Genomic DNA, 19,833 nt, shown 5'->3' with positions numbered 1-19,833 from the left:
GATGAAAAAACGATTAGGGATCTTATTGGTTTTCGGCATATTGTTTGTCGGGTTTTCCGCAAATTGGACCTATAGCTATTACCAGGGTCTGGAGGAAGCTTACATACCAATTATGGAAACCAAGGCACCTCCCGTTATCCCTTCGGAAAAAAAGGTGTTTGAACGATCTGAGTACGCCCTGGACTATTTGAATATGCCTCAGGATGAAAATCATCAAAGAACCCTGGAATCCTATTATGACAATCGGGCCTATCCCGGAGCACCTCCCAGTATACCACATCCGGTAAAGGAAAAATTAGGTATGGGCGGTAACATATGCCTGCAATGCCATCAAAATGGTGGTTTTGTACAGAAGTTTAACGCTTATGCCCCGGTAACACCCCATCCCGAAATGATTAATTGTAAACAGTGTCATGTGGAGCAGCAGACCAAAAACTATTTTGCCGCTACGGATTTCTACAAAAAACCCGGGCCGGCTGTAGGTGTAAATAGTGCTTTGCCAGGAAGTCCGCCTACAATACCACATCAATTACAAATGCGTGAGAACTGCCTATCCTGCCATGCAGGACCAGCTGCGGTAAAAGAGTTATGGGTAGATCATCCGGAACGCGTCAATTGCAGACAGTGCCACGTACCGCAACAGCAAGAGGTAGAAAATGTTGAACTGTTCGTAAGAGCAAATACTGTTGACCAATGAAAATAAAGCCTAAACTGTTCATTTTGGTCATTATATGTCTGTTGTCTTCTTGTAAACACAAGGAGAGTGGCTATCACAACCTGAAGGAAAAAATAGAAGAAGAAAGCAAGCACTATCAGGATCCCGGAATTTCGTCGGAAGTCTATATAGGGGATATTGAAACTATTGAAATTACTGAAGGAGAGCATACTTTTTTAATCCCGGAACGCAAAAGCCAGCTAAAGTCCTATGCCTGTACAGAGTGTCACTCTAAACCCTTAAGCGAATTACAACAGGCAAGGGACCAGCAACAGGCGCATTGGGAAATCAAGATCAAACACGCTAATTCACAGACCATGAATTGCGCCACCTGCCACAATCCTGGGGATATGAATCATCTAAATAGTCTGGCGGGAATTGAAATAGATTTCAATCAGAGTTACAGACTATGTGCGCAATGTCATAGTTCTCAGTTTGAGGATTGGAAAGGTGGTGCACATGGAAAAAATATTGGCGGTTGGGCTAATCCCAGAGCAGCTATGAGCTGTGTGAATTGCCACAACCCTCACGAACCGCAGATTGCCTCGAAATGGCCGGTTCGCTTTAATACTCAAAAAGAAATGGAAAGAAAATAGCGAGGAAATGGCTGAGAAGAAAAAGTGGTTTCAATTAGACCTGGGGTTAAGCAAAGCACAAGGCAGCGGAAGCTGTGGTTGTGGGAAGGACAGCGGTGACTGTGGATCACATTCAGATCACCCCGATAAGGAATACAGGCTTACGGCAGAGGAATTCGACGCGGCTGTTGAAAAGGAACTTATGGGAGAAACAGCTGTAAGCCAGACTCAAAAAGACGGATTCCAGCAGGTGTTCGACGTTAAGATGGACCGCAGGACCGCCTTTAGAAAACTCACCGCCAGTCTGCTCGTAGGCGCAGGTGCAGTCCATACTTCCTGTAGCCTGACTGCAGGTAATGAAACCAAAGAAAAAGCCCAGATAGATTGGGAAGAGCAATTTAAGGGCAACTACAAACTGATGACAAAGGAAGAAAAGCAGGCTACTGTTGATCGCCTGGTCCGTTCCTATCAATTGCGCAAGAAGAAGAATATCAAAATGTCTTCGGCAGATGCTTCAAAAGATGTGCTATTCGGATACGCCTTTAATATCTCTAAATGTCAGGGATATATGAATTGTGTAAGTGCCTGTGTGGAGGAGAATAACCAGGATAGAAACTCGCAAATGCAATACATACGTATTCATGAAATGAAAGACGGAGAGGGCTTCAAATTCAACGAGGCAGACGACAATTATTATCACGAAGTACCTGCAGAGGGACATTTTTATATGGGAACCCAATGTTTTCATTGCGATAACCCTCCCTGTGTTAACGTATGCCCTGTAGAAGCTACCTGGCGCGAAGAAGACGGACTGGTAGTCATCGATTACGACTGGTGTATTGGCTGTCGCTATTGTATGGCAGCCTGCCCTTACGATGGAAGACGCTTTAACTGGAGTAAACCGGAGGTGCCGGAAGACGAAGTAAATAAGAATCAACATTATTTAGGTAACCGAATGCGCAAGAAGGGGGTTATGGAAAAGTGCACTTTCTGTGTACAGCGTTCCAGGGCCGGAAAAGACCCGGCATGTGTGGAAGCCTGCCCAACGGGAGCCAGGATATTTGGCAACCTGCTGGATCCGGACAGTACGATTCGATGGGTTTTAGAAAACAAACAGGTTTTCCGCTTAAAGGAAGACCTGGGAACAGAACCCAAGTTTTGGTATTTCATGGATTAAAAGTGAAACGGAATGGAAACAATAAAAGCATTTATGAGTATGGTCAAAGACAGCCTGGGCTATATTACCCACGGCTCTAGGACCTATCATATTTGGATGATCTTCCTGACAGTGATCATGCTGATTGGCATGTATTGCTATTCGATTCAATTAGACGAAGGCCTGAGTGTTACTGGTATGACAGATAGGGTAAGCTGGGGGCTTTACATTTCCAATTTCACCTTTCTGGTAGGTGTAGCGGCCGCGGCCGTTATGTTGGTAATGCCAACTTATGTTTTGCACGATATAGACTTTAAGCAGGCCGTATTGATAGGTGAAGGGCTTGCAGTAGCCGCACTTATTATGTGCCTTGCATTCGTAGTTGCGGATATGGGTGGCCCTTCGGTCTTGTGGCATATGATACCCGGAATAGGTGTTTTTAATTTCCCAAATTCCATGTTAGCATGGGATGTCATTGTGCTCAACGGCTATCTCTTTATCAATATTTCCATTCCACTTTACATTCTGTTTCGCCACTACCAGGGAAAAGAAGCCAAAGCCAGCGTCTATATTCCCGGTTCCATTCTATCCGTTCTATGGGCAGTGGGTATTCATTTGGTAACCGCCTTTTTGTACGAAGGGCTTCAGGCGCGCCCCTTTTGGAATAACGCCCTCTTAGGCCCTCGTTTTTTGGCTTCGGCCTTTGCCGCGGGTCCCGCACTGATCATTCTGGTATTGGCAGCCATTCGCAAATTTTCCGAATTCAGGATAGAGGACAAGACCATTAAGAAAATTGCAATGATCGTGACTGTCGCGGCCCAAATCAATCTGATTATGCTGATCTCTGAATTGTTCAAAGAGTTTTATGCCCCCACACATCACAGTGAGAGTGCCTATTACCTCTTTTTCGGATTGGAGGGAAAGACGGCCCTACTGCCCTGGATCTGGACTGCAATACCACTGAATATTCTGGCAACGGTTCTGTTAACCTTTCATAAGCTACGCAACAATCTCAACGTACTCTATTTTTGCTGTTTTATTCTCTTCGTCGCCATTTGGATTGAAAAGGGATTCGGTCTGATCGTGCCTGGTTTTATTCCCGGACCTTACGGGAAAATTGCGGAATATACCCCAACATGGATAGAAATATGGGTAACCCTTGGAATATGGGCCTTGGGGGCGTTCATCTTTACAATGCTCGCAAAAACCTCAATTGGAATTGAATTGGGGAAACTGAGATACAGAAAGAAGGAGGTCCTGGATTCTGAATCCGTTTAAGAACATGACTAAATGGAACGAGAGTCAATGCGTTTTAGTATCTGAATCTCCTTTGGCCAAACAAACAAAGATTGTGATGATCCAACCCCTGGCCAATTCCTTATTTATCCTTGTTTAAAAAATAACTCTGCCTGGCTATCTCAAGCTCCTCGTTGGTTGGGATCACCAGGATTTTTACCTTACTGCCGTCAGATTGAATTTCTGCTACTCCGGAATCAAATTTTAGCGCTGAATTCAGCGAATCGTCCAGGGATATACCAAAGAAGTCCATTTCCTGGCAAACCCTTTTTCGTAGTTCGGCTGAATTCTCACCTATTCCAGCGGTGAAGATCACTGCATCCAAACCGTTCATAGCGGCCGCGTAACTCCCCAGATACTTCTGTATGCGATAGGCTACCATTTCCAGCGCAAGAATACAATCAGCATTACCATTATCAGCGCCTTTCTGAATATCTCGCATATCTGAGTGGCCTGTAAGCCCTAACAGTCCGCTTTTTTTCTGCAGTGTTTTGTTGATCTGTTTGGAAGACTGCCCAAAGGAATCCATCAGAAAAAAGATCACGGACTGATCAATATCCCCGGACCTTGTCCCCATGATCAGCCCATTGGAAGGACCGAAACCCAAAGAATGATCTATGCTCTTACCATTCTGAACAGCCGTCATACTGCAGCCATTACCCAAATGGATACTGATCAGTTTAGAATTCCCGGTTTTTAAATGCATATTGGCTTTTTCGGATACGTACTTGTGGCTTGTACCGTGAAAGCCGTAAACACGGAGAGAATGACTATCAGCAAGGTCCTTTGGGATAGCATATCGATGTGCTTTTTCCGGTATGGTTTGATGAAATGCCGTATCAAATACGGCAACCTGATCCGCATTGGTAAAAATCCTGGAGGCTGTTTTTATACCCAGTACATTGGCCGGATTATGCAAGGGTGCTAAGGGAGATAGCCTTTTAATACTGCGCAATACCTTAGGAGTTATTTTCGTGGGCTTATCAAAATTTTTGCCTCCGTGGACCACCCTGTGCCCAACTACCGCTATTTCGTCAGGGTGTTTTATCACTCCATTTTCAGGGTTAGTGAGCATATCGGTAATGATACTCAGACCGGCCGAATGATCTTCAATCGCCTTAACCTCTTCAAATTCCTTTATTCCGTTTTTGTAATGGACCCTCGCTTTTTTAGAGCCAATGCGTTCAACGATGCCTTTGCACAACACCGTTTCTGAGGGCATTTCAATAAGCTGGAATTTTATGGAAGAACTTCCCGAATTAATGATCAGAATTCGCATCTGCTTTATCTTTAATTTTCCTGGGCCTGAATGGCTGTCACTATCACAGTATTAAATACATCGTCTACCGTGCAACCTCTACTAAGGTCATTAACCGGTTTGTTCAATCCCTGGAGCATGGGTCCAATGGCGATAGCCCCCGTCTCCCGCTGTACCGCTTTATAGGTGTTGTTTCCGGTATTCAGATCAGGGAAGATCAGTACGGAAGCCTGCCCGGCCACCTCGGAATCCGGGAGTTTACTCTTCCCTACCAGGGGATCCACAGCGGCATCGTACTGTATGGGGCCCTCTATAGCAAGTTCAGGTCTTTGCTTTTTAACGATTTCGGTTGCTTCCCTCACTCTTTCCACATCCTCACCTTTTCCGGAACTCCCGGACGAGTAGGAAAGCATGGCCACCTTAGGTTCAATCCCGAAATTTCTGGCTGAATCCGCTGAGGAAATCGCGATCTCTGCCAATTGTTCGGCGTTGGGGTTGGGGTTGATGGCACAATCTCCGAAAACGGAAACCCTGGTTTCCAGGCACATGAAAAACACAGACGAAACCACTTTGATTCCCGGTTTGGTCTTGATGAACTGCAATGCCGGCCTTATGGTGTGTTGTGTGGTATGTACCGCTCCGGAAACCATACCGTCCGCATGCCCTTTATAGACCATCATTGTACCAAAATAGGAGACATCGTGAAGCAGGTCTTTGGCCATATCCATATTTACCCCCTTATGCTTTCTCAGTTCGTAGAAAGTGGAAGCGTAGTCATTAAAATTAGAGGCCTCAACCGGGTTGATGATCTCCAGGCCGGATATATCCAACCCCAGCTGCAGCGCCTTGTTCTCAATCTTCTTTGGATCGCCGAGCAGGGTAATTTGAACGATATCCAATTCCGTAAGCTCTACCGCGGCCTCCAGGATACGCGGATCCTCACCTTCGGGGAGTACAATGTGCTTTTTCTCCTTTTTGGCCCGTTGCATCAAATTATACTGAAACATTCTTGGCGTGGTGATCCCGGATTCAAAGGTGCTGAGACGGTCCAGAATTCGTTCCCCATCCACATGTTGATTGAAAAGCGAAATGGAAGTGGCTATTTTTTGTTTGCTTTCCGCGTATATTTTGGATTTTATACTACCCACCTGATAGGTCGCGTCAAACGTTCCCTGCTCAACAGAAATGATCGGTACGGCATTGTTAAAACCTTCCAGAAGTTTGAGTATTGAAGGTTCCGGAATAATGCCCCCGGTGAGGAGCATTCCGGAAATGGAAGGGTGATTCTCAGACAAATTCGCCTGCAGTGCACCCAGAATAATATCAGACCGGTCGCCCGGGGTAATCACCAGGCTCCTGTCCCTGAGATGGTTCAGGTAATTGTGTAATTGCATGGCCCCTACTCCAAAACTTCCGGTTTGGTTGTCAATATGTTCTTCACCAAACAGTATCTTTCCGTTCAAATTATGAACGATCTCCTTTAGTGTGGGATGCGACAGGTTTTTTACCCTGGGCACCGTAGCAATGATAATATTTTTGGACAGGGATTTGGCAAGGGTATCCCTGACCAACTCCAGGTTTTCCGGCCTTAGTTTATTGGCGATAACCGCAATGATTTCTATCCCTTTATTGGTGTAAGTGGTGACGGCGGATTCGACGTTGCCACAGAATTCCTCCAGGGTCTTTCCCCTTCCATTGTCTACAAGGACTACAGGGAAGCCCAGGTTTTTGGCTATATCGAGGTTAAGATCAAACTCCAGAACACTGCCTTCTTTAGAAAAATCGCTGCCTTCAACTAAGGTAAACTCGTGATCCTCTTCGACTTTTTTGTATTTGGCGATGATCTCATCCAGGATATCACCTTCCCGCCCGTTGTTGTAATATTCAATGACCTTACTCTGAGTAAGTCCGTAGGCTGATTCGGGTTCCAGGGCGAGATCAAAATGGGAAAGCACCGTTTGGATGTGATTATCTACTTCGCCATTTTGGGTATCATCAATCACTGGCCTGAAATATCCCACCTTGGCCATCTTGCCAAGCAATAATCGCATGAAACCTAAAACAAAAAGGGATTTTCCACTGTGAGATTCGAGGGCTGCTACATATACCGATTTGTTCATGCTAAAACTTTAGGAATACATGTGCGCAAAGGTATGAGATTTCAGATTTCGGTGAGCCCTGATTTTATAAATAAAAAGTTAAGTATGGGATTTTTGAAGGGTATTTTCTCAGTATACCGTTCAGCCAGGCTTTTGTTGGGAAAACTATGTTTATCTTAGCCGCTTAAAATCACTAACCATGTGGATCTGGGGCTCATTCATTAGCCTGATTTTCGTATTTCTCGCGCTAGACCTGGGGGTATTTAACCGGAAGGACCATGTTATCCGAAGTAAGGAAGCCGGGATTTGGACTGCTGTTTGGGTAACCGTTGCCCTTTCTTTCAGTGGGGTGATCTTCTGGTTATTTTCCGACGGACTTATTGAGAATCCTACCGGCCTGAGCCCGGGAGGAGCTGTACTAAAGTACATAACGGGTTATCTGATCGAGCTCTCCCTGAGCATTGATAATGTCTTTGTGATCGCTGTAATTTTTACCTCCTTTAAGATCCCACCCCTTTATCAGCACCGGGTGCTTTTCTGGGGTATTTTAGGAGCCATCGTCTTCAGGGCTTTGATGATCGTATTCGGAGTAGCGCTGATCAACAAGTTTGATTGGATCATTTATGTTTTTGGGCTGTTCCTATTGTACACGGCTTTTAAAATGCTGAAATCGGAGGACGATGATTTTGATCCCAATAAGTCCTTTGTGTTCCGCAAGGTAAAAAAGATCTTTCCGGTTACCGGAGCCATTCAGGGAAATCAGTTCTTTGTAAAGCGGATGGGGCTTTTAGCGGCTACCCCCCTATTCGTTGCTTTACTGGTCATTGAACTGACAGATATTCTCTTTGCACTAGACAGTATTCCGGCCATACTGGCTATTACCGCTGACCCTTTTATCGTTTTTAGTTCTAACATCCTGGCCATATTGGGATTGCGGTCCATGTATTTTCTGGTTTCCCGAATGCTGCAGAAATTCAGGTATATCAATTATAGCCTGGTGGTGATCCTGGCTTTTGTAGGACTAAAAATGTTGCTATCGGATTATATCCACCCCCCGGAGTGGGTATCACTAACGGTTATCGTAGTCTCCCTTGTGGCGGGGATAGTAGCCTCTGTGAGAATTCCTGAAAGAGTACTGGAGGAGTAACTTTTGGTGCTCTAACAGTGCATGCGCGCCATCCCGATATATTCAAACACATTGTCTTCCAACTCTTTGAACTCCTTAAAGCGGTTGACGATGTTCTCTTTTCTGATTTCAAGAGCTTTCTTCTGGTCTTTTAACATGGAAATTACCTCCAGATTGGAATTTCGCATACGTTCCAATCTGCTTTTCAGCGATTCCATGTGTTCAAACAAACTCAGGGTCTTTGGTTCGCAGACATACGAACTCAATTTGTCTTTAAGGCATAGGATTTGCGAATTGTTACGTTCTAGCCTTAGGATCATGGGCATAGTGTCCCGGTCTTTCCTGGAAGGATATTCCGCTGTCTTCATCAGTTAGGAGTTTTGGGGTTGTTCTACGCTAATGCGCACATTAAGTTACGCAATTTGCGCATAATTTCCTACTGCCAAAACATCCTAACCGATAGTTTAACGATTTGTTGGTATAGCTTTAACATTTTAAAGCCCGAAAACCTGCCTGTTTCCGGGAGCTAAGCACTCAGTCTTGCGGATCCTCTTCGAACTCTATGTCTGCGATCAACTTATCCCATTTCTCAGAGGACGGGGATTGATAGAGTTCCTTCAGGAGACGGCGCTTTTTACGTTCTGATATATCGAGGGTATCTATGATCTGCCTGCGTTTTTTGATCGTGGCAAGTCTTTGTTTCTTTAATTCAACGCGTTTTTCAACAGAAAGGATCATTTCCGGCTCATACCTTTCCATTACGGTCCTCTTTTTTACTTTCAGGGATTTATCGTCTGTAGTATTTGGATCCCTTTGTTGTGCGTTAACGGCTTGAAACGCCATGCAAAAGAAAAAGGCGCACCCCAGGGCTAAGAGTGAAGTTCTTTTCATTTTCAAATTAGTGATTTGTCCTCTTTGCAAATTACTACAAATTCTCCATACTACATCCCTGTATTTTAGTACATTAAGAGCTTTCCGTCGAGTTTTTTCACCAATTCGTCGTTAAATTCTTTTGTGCTAATTTAGCAAGGCCTCCGGGCGATAAAAAAAGAACTATGAAATTGAATTTTTTGCTGTTGCTGGCATTGCTCGTTTTGCAACCCACAGTTTTCGGCCAGAAAAAACTTGTTGCCAGGGATATCTCATTTGAATTTTTAGCCAAAGGAGTAGATGGCACCCTTGATGGTTTTACTTCAGATTCCAAGGTATATGCTGATGACCTGCCCGGCTCTGTTTTCAAGGGTTCGGTAAAGGTTACAACCCTCAAAACGGGTAACTTTTTAAGGGACTGGTCTCTGAAAGGCAGAAAGTATTTTGACGAGGACAACTTTCCTGAAATCAGCTTTAAGAGCAATCAGATAACAGTCAGCGGGAACGACTACAAAGTGAACGGAACCCTAACTATGAAAGGGATTTCCAAACCACTTACCATTGCCTTCCGGAAGCAGGGTGATCTGTTGACCGGCACAGCTACACTTAACACGGTAGATTTTGGAATAACCGTCCTGAAGAAGAAAAAAGAGGACAATAAGGTAAGGCTAAAACTGGTGTTTCAGCTGCAATAGCCTATAAAGCTGACTAAGACTCGAACAGCACCTCCATGGTTCGCCTGATCAGGTCCGGATTGCCTTTGAGCAAGTCTTCCCTGGTAATTTTATGCACTACATCCGGCAGAATTCCTAAATCTTCTATCGGCTCATTGTTCTTCCTGAGAATGCGTCTCACGGCAAAGTTGAAGTTCGCTCCTTTAGGCAATGGTTTTAATCCAAGTTGATCCAATCCTGCCCTGGCTGTCAGTCGTCTTAGCGTTTCATGGCTCCAGACATTAGCTCCACCTGCACCCGTGTTTCCATCGATCCCTATAACTTTTCCTAGTTTGTGATCCTGGAAACCGGCAGCGAACATATCCGCCGCGCTATAACAGAGAGCATCAGTTATCAGGGCCATAGGCAAGTTGCACAGACGTTCTATCTTGCTTTTATCCGCTACTTTAGTGATTGGATAGCCGTTGGAATAATAGTCTCCTGTACGTTTAGAAAGCGATATGGAGCGTGTCCAGTTAGACAGATCTATAATAGGGCTATCTACCCCATAATTTTCGCAAAGTTTCAGGGTTAGTTCGGAATTGATGAACTGGGCCTTCTGAAACTCCACTTCTTTCCCCACCAATCTCGCGAGCAGCATTTCGCTTGCCGTTATAAGGCCTCCGCCATTTCCCCTGATATCGAGTATCAACCCTTTAATACCGCGATTCTCTAATTCGGAGAAAACTTCTTCAAAGTCTTGCAGGAATTCCAAAGCGCCGGGAACCGCGAAGCTGTATATCCGGATATAGCCCACAGTACTATTTGCATTTTTCCCATCTATAATACGGCCTTTCATAGCCTTTGGGTAGTTGGTGGGCCTAACCCATTTGCCACTTTTTTTACGCCTCTTCTTACCGGAAACCCCGCTATACAAATTGGCTTTCATTTGGTTCACGGAAAGCGTATCATAATCAAATCCATGGGCAACCAATGTTGCACTTAATTCTTCCACGGAACTGTCAAAATAAGGCGGGTAGTAAGACACTAACCATTCAAATTCCAGATCTACAGGCTCCCCTATTTCATGGTCATAACAAGACAAGCGGATCCTAGACGCATCCGGCGGAGTGGTTGTACCTAATGATCTAACAGTTAGGGTATCCAGTCCACGGGCGATCCGGGCTTCTTCATTACTTCCGGACTGGTTCTCTGAGTTGAGCTCAATAGCCCGCTTTATCGGGATGTTATTCCAGTAGAGCACCTCAAGACCGGCTTTCAGTTCCGGAAAGTCCTTTTCCACCCCTTTGAAGACCGTAGTTATGATATAAACCGCATCCTCATCTTCAGGGGTGGCATAATATCGTTCGATCAGGAAAGGAAGGAATGCGAAACGATTCTTATAGGGGTGTGGGAGTATATAACGCGTATGCAAATCGCGTAGCGAACTAAAGATATCCAATAGTTCCTTATGAAAGTTCTTGTCGTCTTCATCAGTTGAAGTACGATACCTTATATCCCTAATCATCAATGATATACGATCTATTGGATGTATTGCATACATGGACTTCTTCAGCACTCTGTGGACGTAAGCTTCCTCCAGTATAGCCCTGGCCTGTTGCAGGATGAGTAACTTGTCCTCAACCGAGAGATTGCTGGCAGATTTCAAAAAGGTTTCAAGAGGCATAAGCTCGGCAAAGTTGTCCCATCTGCCATCCTCATCAGAATACATGCTTTGATCCAGGGATAGTGCAGGCCGGTCATAAAAGGCAGGCAGTTCTTTGCGAATGTAATCCGGTACCGGATGTTGAGCCATTCGATGGAAGTGCTCATCATCCTCCAAAACGGTAAGCAGATCTATGGGAATGGGTTCCGCGACCTCACTAAAGGGTACACTTGCCCCCCACTCCAGATGAGCGTCATCGTGATCGTGTCCGTCCAGGTCACTGTGAAAATCCGGGACTAAATACCAGTCCATATCAAAAGGATTGGCTGAAGCAGAAAGCAGGCCATCGCCATGGGCTGTTTCCAGATCCAGGGCCAGCTGCTGTATATTCAGAAGACCGGAGGAGATCCTGGTTTTAGCCTCGTTCAGGGTAATATTTGAAAGCCCTGTGTCCGTATTGGATTCCTTAAGGTAAAGGTATCTTTTTGAGGAATTGATTTGGAATTTTTCTATATCAACTGTATCAAAATTAAACTTCCTGAGGATGCGATTTTGTCCACAGCGCACTACTCCATTGACGAAAACGGCCACAAGACTGCGTTCGGTCGCCTCTATAAGTTTTTCATAGGCATCCCCCTTATAGCCACTGACTACTATGAGATCAGCTTTCATTCCCACGCTTAAGGATCCCAGAGCATTTTCCCAACCGAGAATCCTGGCCGGGTTTGAAGTAGCCATTCGAACCAGTTCTTCATTGCTGAACAAGGGCATGTCCGCATGATTCTTACTGACCAGGTAGGCCACTTTGAGTTCTTCCAAAAGATTCTTACTGCCACTGGGAGACCAGTCTGATCCCAGGGCTATCAGGATGTTATTGTCTTTTGCTGCCTGTATATCAGCAGTGGCTCCGTACAGTACCAGGTTACTCATGGGAGACCAGGTCATGGTTCCGCCCTGAGCGCCGTAAACCGCAAAATCTTCAGAATGAAGACCGGTACAGTGTATTCCATTCAGTTTATCCGTGATGGCCCAGCTACCATCCTGCTTCCGGAGGTTAGTAAAGAAAGATCGGGCTTTGTTATCAATACCTTCCGAAAGATGTAACAATCTGGTCTTTACTGTTGAGAGGGAATTGCTAAAAGCATCTGCCTGCCCGGGCCGGACATCCGCGATTCGGGTAAGAGCTTCCGGCAGTACAGCCTCATTGGTCTCTTCCACATTCCTGGTGATCCCGTGAAATATCCTTTTTGTCAGGCTGGAATTGGCAAGCGTGATCCCCTGGGAGGTAGTGACACCACCTATGAGTGACTTGCATTCCACATATCTGACGATGGCCTCGGGGAAACCCGGGGTCTTTCCGAGAGTTTGCATGGGTCCGGTAACATTGACCTTATATCCCTTTACCCTTTTCCACTGCTCGTGATTGGTATATTGTCTGTCGGCCACCCAATAGGGAAGAATATTGTAGGGAAGGTGATTGTGGAGTTCAATAAGCCCGGGGAAAATGGTGCCCCCTGATTTTATAACGTCCTTGCTCCCAAAACCTTCCGGGAACCCACCGCCCACGGGACGGATATCAACAATGTTTCCCTTATCAATAAACAGTCTGCCCCGATCTATCACGGTGCTGTTTTCATCAAGGGTTACTATTCTGCCCTCAAGGGCGTATTTCAAGTCAAAATGGGCATGTATCTGTTGGTCGGGCATGATTTATGGTGATTGCCAAATTATGTTTTTTACACGGTCTGCAGGGTCCCGGCGACTTCGTGTTCCGCCAGTCCCGTGCCAAAAGGGAACGTCATAAGGCAGGTCGAATCGGGGAATATCTATTGCGTGCAGCTCGTTATTCCAATTTCCTTCATAGGGAGTGAGGTCTACAAGTGAGGGATCGTCCGGGATCACAAAATCCGCGATTTGAGGCAACATCTCGTTCCAACTGGGGTGTGTAGTACCTTCCGGAGCCGTGGGGTGTACCAGATGGAAAACCGGAATTTCCTCTCTATTTTCCCAATTTTCCACGGCGTGTTTTGCACCAGCTCCGAAGGTAAGAATGGCTTGTATGGGGTTTTTTGCAATTATAGTGTCCATAAGCTCCTCCCGGAATTCCTTTAAGGGCGCTTCGAGTGAGATATTCCGCATTTCCGTATTGAACTGTCCTTTGATACTATAGGCAAAAGTGTTCATGATGGTATAAGATCGGGTGATTCCAATTTTACTGAGGAATTTTTGCAAGCGTTGGCCCGCAGAGCCTACAAAGGCCCTTCTCGCAATGGCTTCATCGGTAGAGGGGTCCTGCCCTATGATGAGCAGCCTGGCGGTATTGTCCAACCGACCGCGGTAGAGGACACCCCCGAAGCTGGTTCTAAAGCGTTCCGAAGGGTGATTGATAAAATAATCATCAGAAAGCCTGGCAAATTTTTTGACCCAGAATGCCGGCGGTCCGGAATCGTAGGTCTTGTCCAGAGTTGCCCTGAAAATATTCAGTGCATTGAGAAAATAGGGATTCGTTCCCAGGTCTTCTACGGTTGTGATCCCGAAAGCTTTCTCCAGGAGCATGGCATCTTTATCCGTTACTCCTCTCAGTACAGCTACCGGGAGTTCACAAATTTCTTCGAAAGATTTTTCGCTGTGTGCTTTATCGATAAGTTTTTCTAGTGCGAAGGGCATGGCGGGGGGTTTTTATGGATGATCAATTACTAGTTCACGCATGATAATTGGCATGACCATAATAAAGTACTTCATTTAGGAAACCGGAGCGAATTCTTTTGTATGTATGGTAGGATAAGTTGTATAAGCGGTCGGAATTTTTCCTTTTTTTAATGATCAGGCATCCGGGCCCTGTCAAATCCCATCCCACATAAATTAAAGCGTGAGCAGGGTTTAAATAGTTCAATTCGTCAATCGGAAAACTGTTCATAACCCGGTTAACAACTAACAGAAATCCCAAAAAATACCATTTGCTGTTATCCCTAACTTTATAAAAACTTCCAGTGATGAACGAACGATCCCAAAGTCTTCTACAGATTCGTCCGAATATTCCAAGTGCAAGAGTAAGTCCTGAAATGAGCGAAGAAGAGCGTTTTCAAAACGCGACTTTAAGGCCTATCATTAAATTTCAGAATGATCTATTCCTGGCTGCATTTAGAAACTACGTAAACAAGCACAAGGGGCATTTTTACGATCTGGGACTCGAGAAAAGGCTACTGTATATTGAAAATGCCATCCAAAAGGACATTAAGTTCAGAAACTCTTTGAAAGGTATGGTCATTGGGCAATTTACAGCCGAAGAGTACTCCGGTTATATCACAAATTCTTCAGCTTTAAACAAGCGAATGATGAATATGGTCATCGCCAGGCTTAAGGATCAGATCCAATTATTTGAAGAGCCGCTTTTAGTCTAGCAGCGATTCCCCGTTGAGGTTGGTGGTCAGTATGTCGCTCATCAAATCAAAATAAGGTCTGATGGCCTTAAACGAGCGGTTTACTTCATTCAGAAAATTCGGATCGGTGACTTCATCATCCGTGAAATTCCGGACGAAGATGAATTGTTTCTTTTTGATTAGGTCAATATTAGGATCTTCCTTACTAAAGCCCTTGGGAGCGGTCTTCACTTCCTCTCCCTCCAACTCGCCCCAAACAGACTTAAGTGGTTTGGCATTGATCACTTTGCGGAATTCCCCGGCATCCATCTCGAATTCTTTCCGGATCCTGAGCAGGTCATTCTTCTCCGGACCCCAGAAACCTGTAGCAATAAAAGACTCCCCAGGTCTTATTCGCAAATAGTAGCCTCCCCTGAGATGTGCGCCAGCCCTCGAAAACGAACCCGCAAAATGCGGTTGGTATGGAGTTTTGTCATGGGAAAATCTAACGTCCCTGTAGATCCGGAACATCTTCAATTTCTCAATATCGTCATGAGTATTCAACTCACTCATCAAGGCGTTAAAAAACTCTTTTGCCTCGGCCTCCCGGGCTTTGAATATCTTTTTATTGGCAGTGAACCACTCGCGGTTATTGTTCTTTTTTAACTGTTCCAGAAACTGGATTACTTCTTTTGAGATTACGGAAATTGCCATAAAACCTTACCCTAAAATTTTATGCTAAAGTTAACCTTTTTGTCCGATAGGCTTTGTAAATAATAGTTAATTTTGGATTTCAACTTAAGACTTATGGATACTTCATCAATCATCCAAAAGATAAAGGAAAACAAGAAGCAGCCAAACCTCAGGTACCGGCTGAAGAAGAAAACAGAAGCATTCACAGATCTATTGTTTCTGACACTTTTCGATATTGAAACCCCGGTTGCGGAGAACCTGGAAAAACTGGAAGTACAATTTGATGAACTGGTCAGCCTGGCTTGCTGGGACGTGAAAAAACCCTGTAAGCAGATCTGGCAGAATTATGTGAGTACACTTCCTCAGATCCTGGAGAAACTCAACCTGGATGCCGAAGCTATTGCGAGTTGCGATCCGGCCTCCTTATCCATAGAAGAGGTATATATGGCCTATCCCGGTTTCTATGCCATTGCCATTTACCGGCTTGCGCACGGATTTTACGGCAAAGGCTTTCCTATGGTCCCGAGACTGATGACCGAATACGCCCACCGGCAGACTGGTGTGGACATCAATCCCGGGGCACAGATCGGGGATTCCTTTTTCATTGATCACGCTACCGGTGTTGTCATAGGGGAAACTGCGGTCATCAAAAATAATGTCAAAATATACCAGGGGGTTACTCTGGGAGCGCTTTATGTAGCCAAAAACCTGGAAAAGACCAAAAGGCACCCGACCATTGAGGACAATGTTACCATATATGCTAACGCTACCATCCTTGGCGGGCAAACCGTTATTGGTGAAAATTCGGTCATAGGCGGGAATTCCTGGTTAACTTCTTCGGTTCCGGCTAACTCCACGGTTTTTCATACCCCGGAAATCAAAATAAAAACCTCCAGGCGTGTCTCATAGTTTACTGGATCTTGTAGGGAACACTCCCCTGGTGGAATCTGCCGTCCTGAATACCAATAAGAACGTACGGCTTTTTTTTAAGCTCGAAGGACATAATCCCGGAGGAAGTGTTAAGGACAGGGCTGCGTTGAATATGATACGAAGTGGCCTGGAGCGTGGCGACATAAAGCCGGGATCCAGATTGATAGAAGCGACTAGCGGAAATACCGGTATCGCGCTTGCTATGATAGCAGGGATCTACAAATTGGATATCGAACTGGTGATGCCCGAAAACTCTACCAAAGAAAGGGTACAAACCATGAGAGCCTATGGCGCAAAGGTTACACTTACTTCAGCGGATGTTGGGATTGAGGGCGCCAGGGACTATGCCGAGGCCAAGGTAAGGGACGAAGGTTATCAAATGCTGAACCAGTTTGCCAATGACGACAACTGGCGGGCCCACTACAAAACTACCGGGCCGGAGATCTGGAGAGATACCGAAGGAGGGATTACTCATTTCGTCTCTTCAATGGGAACCACAGGAACTATTATGGGTACTTCTACCTTTCTGAAGGAACAGGATGAACGAATTCAGATCGTAGGGGTGCAGCCTACTGATAATTCCAGGATCCCCGGGATCCGAAAATGGCCCGAAGCCTATTTGCCAAAGATCTTTAAGCCTGAAAAAGTAGATCAGATCCTGGAAGTCAGTGAGGCTGAAGCTACTGAAATGGCCAGAAAGCTGGCTAAAGAGGAAGGGATCTTCGCTGGAATGAGCAGTGGTGGTGCTGCCGCCGCGGCACTAAGGCTTGCGGAAACACTGGATAGCGGTACTATTGTTTCCATTATATGTGACCGGGGTGATCGGTACCTGTCATCCGACTTGTTCTAATTGGTCTCCAGCAATATGGCATTAATGGCATTTTGGTAAGCCTCATAACCTGCGAGGTTATTGTGCCCACCCCCTTCTATTACGATCATTTTTTTTTGCTTACCCGGAATGGCCTCAAAGAGCTTCTCTCCAGACTCAAAGGGCACAACCTGATCCCTGGTACCGTGCAATATGGTGATAGGACAATTAACCTGAGCCACGAATTCATAAGATCGCATAGCATAACGACTGAGAAGTTTAACCGGTAACCAGGGGAACCTGGACTTGCCAACATCTTCAAGACTGTAGTAAGGTGTTTCAAGTATTAGTTTAGATGGATTATTTAAAGAAGCTATTTTAGAGGCAATTCCAGTACCTAAAGAACGCCCGTAGACTATGATCTTATCTTCCGGGAATTTAGATTGGGCGTAGTTGTAAAACAAGGCTGCATCCGTATATAAAACCGCTTCACTTAGCTTTCCTGTGCTCTTACCGTAGGTGCGGTAATCCATCACAATCACTTCATATCCCTTTGTTGTAAAGAAAGAAGTGATCTGCCCCCATCTGCTAAGGTCTCCGGCATTTCCGTGAAAATACAGGATCACCCCCCTTGGGTTATCCAGTGTAAAATGAATTCCATTTAGCAGCGCCTCATCTCCGGCTTTCAAAAAAACCTCTTGAAATGGCTGGGTAAAGCTAAACTGATAGTCCGCAGGTAATTTTGTGGGCAAAAAAATGAGTCTTTCCTGTAATAAATACAACATCGCTGCAATAATAAGATACCCTGAGAATGCGGCTAGCCCAAACTTTTTCAACCTAGGCATTGATGCGTTTTGAGGAATGATTTACTTCAATACTCGATCCTTCAAGGTTTACTTTCTTTGGTTTGGTGGTTAAGATCGCGCTTAGCATTTTATGGTAAGACTCAAAATTGTTCAGGTTTTTATGCCCTCCTCCTATTACAGTGTAGAGTGTTGTGAGTTTTGGTTTGATCTTGGAAAGTTTTACACTGGTCTTATAGGGTATTAACTTGTCATCTGTGCCGTGAATAATATGAATCGGGCAGTTGACGTATTTAAGCCATTTGTAAGTGGGCATGGGAAATTTCAACAACAAGGAGAGCGGCATGAAGGGAATATATTTCTTAGCCACCTTCCTGAGGCTGTAATAAGGGGCATCCAGGATAAGCATCCTGGGATTGTTCATCGAAGCTAACTTGGCAGCGAATCCGGATCCCAGAGAGCGGCCGTATAGCACAATATACTTTTCCGCGACTTTCTCCCTGATCTTGTTATAGACCACCTGCATATCCCGCTTAATGGCCTTCTGGCTCCGCCTTCCCGTACTTTTTCCGAATCCCCTGTAGTCTACCATAATCACGTCATAACGGTGCCTGGTAAAATCTACCGCGAATTTGCCCCAGCCTTTGATGCTCTTGGAATTTCCCTTTAAATAAAACACAATCCCTCTGGGGTTTGGAGTCTTAAAATGGAGACCGTTCAAGGTTTCTCCATCCCTGGTTTCCACATTGTATTCCTCGATCACCTGGTTGTCATAATAAAACTGGAAATCCTTGGGTAGTTTTTCGGGTTTGAACATGAAATAATCCTGCAAGAAATACAGCAATAGACTAATGATCGCGTAGATCGCGAGAATGATCAGCAGAATGTAAGCCCAAACCGGCATGGAAGTCATTTATTTTCAATGTACAAAAAATCTCGGTCTTACAAAGGGTTGGCGTGAAACTCCAGCCTGGCCAGCTGCAGTCCGGATCCCGGTGCTACAAAAGAGAATTGCACATCAGAGTTGGGTTGAAGGGATTGCTTTATGGTGTCTAAACTAAGGGCTCCCCTACCCAATTCCACCAAAGCGCCCATGATCATCCGTATCTGATACCTCATAAAACCGGGGCCGCTTACCTTGAGCACATAACTTTTCTCCGGAAAGAAACTGGCCTGCATCAGGGTATTTTCAACCAGCTCACAGGCCGTAATTGTTCTCACAAATTGCTTGTTTTCGTTACTCCTGGTCGTATAGGCCCTGAGATCATAGGTGCCCGCGAAAAGTGTGGCCGCGTGCTTCATCAAATCAATATCAAGAGGAAAAAGAAAATTGGCCATTAGCGGAGCACAAAATGGGTGATTCTTAGAACCATAGGAGAAAAAGTAATGATATTCTTTAATTTTTGATTGGTTAATAATATTGAAGTTTTCATTAACTTCATCTATATTAATCAATTTAATATCAGGAGGTAAATTGCTATTCATCGTCTCCAGAAAGAGCTTCATATCCACCAGTGGGGCTCCTTTGAGAAATAGCTCAAAGGCAGCTTGTTCGGCAGAAACCTTGGCATCTGTCCTGCCTGCTCCAAGTATTTTGTAATCCCGTTCTGGCAGTGCGAATTTCAGGGTTTTAAGCAGCATTCCTTCAATGGTTTTGTATTCCGGTTGTTTTTGCCAACCACTATAGCGGAACCCCAGGTATTGCAAGCGGATCAGGTAATAGTATCTTTTATCCATAGTATAAATTTAAGGAGTAACTGATAAAATCGCTTCAGGGAAATTTACCGCTACGTTCCGGTAAGCTCATTTGGCGCTTTGGTTGGTAT

General features: G+C 45.0%; 19 protein-coding genes. 9 read left to right on the top strand and 10 right to left on the bottom strand.

What is annotated here, in order from left to right; all coding sequences use genetic code 11:
* The first annotated feature begins 1 nt into the window (after window position 1).
* The 4 genes from GTQ38_RS16655 to dsrP are packed head-to-tail and all read left to right on the top strand — an operon-like array spanning window position 2 to window position 3,724.
* Window positions 2-697, top strand: a complete 696-nt coding sequence (locus tag GTQ38_RS16655; protein WP_161436682.1) for a nitrate reductase cytochrome c-type subunit — start codon at window positions 2-4, stop codon at window positions 695-697.
* Window positions 694-1,311, top strand: a complete 618-nt coding sequence (locus GTQ38_RS16650; protein ID WP_161436681.1) for a cytochrome c3 family protein — start codon at window positions 694-696, stop codon at window positions 1,309-1,311. The genes GTQ38_RS16655 and GTQ38_RS16650 overlap by 4 nt, the downstream gene beginning before the upstream one ends.
* Window positions 1,312-1,318: 7 nt before the next feature.
* On the top strand, window positions 1,319-2,467 hold the full coding sequence (locus tag GTQ38_RS16645) for a 4Fe-4S dicluster domain-containing protein (RefSeq protein WP_161436680.1): 1,149 nt from the start codon (window positions 1,319-1,321) through the stop codon (window positions 2,465-2,467).
* A gap of 12 nt (window positions 2,468-2,479) precedes the next feature.
* Complete coding sequence (dsrP, locus tag GTQ38_RS16640; RefSeq protein WP_161436679.1) at window positions 2,480-3,724, top strand: sulfate reduction electron transfer complex DsrMKJOP subunit DsrP; 1,245 nt, start codon at window positions 2,480-2,482, stop codon at window positions 3,722-3,724.
* 100 nt (window positions 3,725-3,824) lie between these two features.
* Here dsrP and GTQ38_RS16635 read toward each other — a convergent pair whose 3' ends face one another.
* Window positions 3,825-5,021 (bottom strand): acetate/propionate family kinase, encoded by a 1,197-nt coding sequence (locus GTQ38_RS16635; protein WP_161436678.1) that lies wholly within the window; start codon window positions 5,019-5,021, stop codon window positions 3,825-3,827.
* Window positions 5,022-5,032: 11 nt separating this feature from the next.
* Window positions 5,033-7,120: a phosphate acetyltransferase gene (gene pta / locus GTQ38_RS16630; RefSeq protein ID WP_161436677.1), complete on the bottom strand. Its 2,088-nt coding sequence runs from the start codon at window positions 7,118-7,120 to the stop codon at window positions 5,033-5,035.
* A 178-nt stretch (window positions 7,121-7,298) separates the two neighbouring features.
* On the opposite strand from pta, the gene GTQ38_RS16625 reads away from it, so the two are divergent.
* The gene (locus GTQ38_RS16625) at window positions 7,299-8,246 is read left to right on the top strand and encodes a TerC family protein (protein WP_161436676.1); all 948 of its coding nucleotides are present in this window, start codon (window positions 7,299-7,301) and stop codon (window positions 8,244-8,246) included.
* Between the two features lie 11 nt (window positions 8,247-8,257).
* Here the strand turns inward: GTQ38_RS16625 and GTQ38_RS16620 are convergent, their stop codons facing one another.
* Window positions 8,258-8,593, bottom strand: a complete 336-nt coding sequence (locus GTQ38_RS16620; protein ID WP_161436675.1) for a hypothetical protein — start codon at window positions 8,591-8,593, stop codon at window positions 8,258-8,260.
* Between the two features lie 166 nt (window positions 8,594-8,759).
* Window positions 8,760-9,116, bottom strand: a complete 357-nt coding sequence (locus tag GTQ38_RS16615) for a hypothetical protein (protein WP_161436674.1) — start codon at window positions 9,114-9,116, stop codon at window positions 8,760-8,762.
* Between the two features lie 164 nt (window positions 9,117-9,280).
* Between GTQ38_RS16615 and GTQ38_RS16610 the strand changes: the two genes are divergently transcribed.
* Window positions 9,281-9,790 carry a YceI family protein gene (locus GTQ38_RS16610; protein ID WP_161436673.1) on the top strand — a complete coding sequence of 170 codons (510 nt, stop codon included), beginning with the start codon at window positions 9,281-9,283 and terminating at the stop codon, window positions 9,788-9,790.
* 13 nt (window positions 9,791-9,803) lie between these two features.
* On the opposite strand, the gene GTQ38_RS16605 is transcribed toward GTQ38_RS16610, so the two are convergent.
* Both GTQ38_RS16605 and GTQ38_RS16600 read right to left on the bottom strand, forming a co-directional pair.
* Entirely contained in the window at window positions 9,804-13,121 is a 3,318-nt protein-coding gene (locus GTQ38_RS16605) for a S41 family peptidase (RefSeq protein ID WP_161436672.1), read from the bottom strand.
* 3 nt (window positions 13,122-13,124) lie between these two features.
* The gene (locus tag GTQ38_RS16600; RefSeq protein WP_161436671.1) at window positions 13,125-14,081 is read right to left on the bottom strand and encodes a uracil-DNA glycosylase family protein; all 957 of its coding nucleotides are present in this window, start codon (window positions 14,079-14,081) and stop codon (window positions 13,125-13,127) included.
* A gap of 326 nt (window positions 14,082-14,407) precedes the next feature.
* Between GTQ38_RS16600 and GTQ38_RS16595 the strand changes: the two genes are divergently transcribed.
* Window positions 14,408-14,815 carry a glyoxalase gene (locus GTQ38_RS16595; protein ID WP_161436670.1) on the top strand — a complete coding sequence of 136 codons (408 nt, stop codon included), beginning with the start codon at window positions 14,408-14,410 and terminating at the stop codon, window positions 14,813-14,815.
* Here the strand turns inward: GTQ38_RS16595 and GTQ38_RS16590 are convergent.
* On the bottom strand, window positions 14,807-15,487 hold the full coding sequence (locus GTQ38_RS16590; protein WP_161436669.1) for a DUF2461 domain-containing protein: 681 nt from the start codon (window positions 15,485-15,487) through the stop codon (window positions 14,807-14,809). The two genes, GTQ38_RS16595 and GTQ38_RS16590, sit on opposite strands and share 9 nt — an antisense overlap.
* Window positions 15,488-15,580: 93 nt before the next feature.
* On the opposite strand from GTQ38_RS16590, the gene epsC reads away from it, so the two are divergent.
* Both epsC and cysM read left to right on the top strand, forming a co-directional pair.
* Window positions 15,581-16,375 (top strand): serine O-acetyltransferase EpsC, encoded by a 795-nt coding sequence (epsC, locus tag GTQ38_RS16585; RefSeq protein WP_161436668.1) that lies wholly within the window; start codon window positions 15,581-15,583, stop codon window positions 16,373-16,375.
* The gene (cysM, locus tag GTQ38_RS16580) at window positions 16,365-17,246 is read left to right on the top strand and encodes a cysteine synthase CysM (RefSeq protein WP_161436667.1); all 882 of its coding nucleotides are present in this window, start codon (window positions 16,365-16,367) and stop codon (window positions 17,244-17,246) included. Before epsC ends, cysM begins: the two co-directional genes overlap by 11 nt.
* Here cysM and GTQ38_RS16575 read toward each other — a convergent pair.
* From GTQ38_RS16575 to GTQ38_RS16565, 3 genes are read right to left on the bottom strand one after another with little or no spacing between them, the layout of a single operon-like run.
* Entirely contained in the window at window positions 17,243-18,049 is an 807-nt protein-coding gene (locus GTQ38_RS16575) for an alpha/beta hydrolase (RefSeq protein WP_161436666.1), read from the bottom strand. The genes cysM and GTQ38_RS16575 overlap by 4 nt on opposite strands.
* Window positions 18,042-18,911: an alpha/beta hydrolase gene (locus GTQ38_RS16570; RefSeq protein ID WP_161436665.1), complete on the bottom strand. Its 870-nt coding sequence runs from the start codon at window positions 18,909-18,911 to the stop codon at window positions 18,042-18,044. The genes GTQ38_RS16575 and GTQ38_RS16570 overlap by 8 nt, the downstream gene beginning before the upstream one ends.
* Before the next feature lie 38 nt (window positions 18,912-18,949).
* Window positions 18,950-19,744 carry a tRNA pseudouridine synthase A gene (locus tag GTQ38_RS16565; protein WP_161436664.1) on the bottom strand — a complete coding sequence of 265 codons (795 nt, stop codon included), beginning with the start codon at window positions 19,742-19,744 and terminating at the stop codon, window positions 18,950-18,952.
* Window positions 19,745-19,833: the final 89 nt, after the last annotated feature.

The sequence above is a fragment of the Poritiphilus flavus genome (genome assembly GCF_009901585.1).
GTDB classification, from domain to species: Bacteria; Bacteroidota; Bacteroidia; order Flavobacteriales; family Flavobacteriaceae; genus Poritiphilus; species Poritiphilus flavus.
The sequence above is the reverse complement of the archived record's forward strand: the minus strand, read 5'-3'. Positions and strand labels throughout refer to the sequence as shown.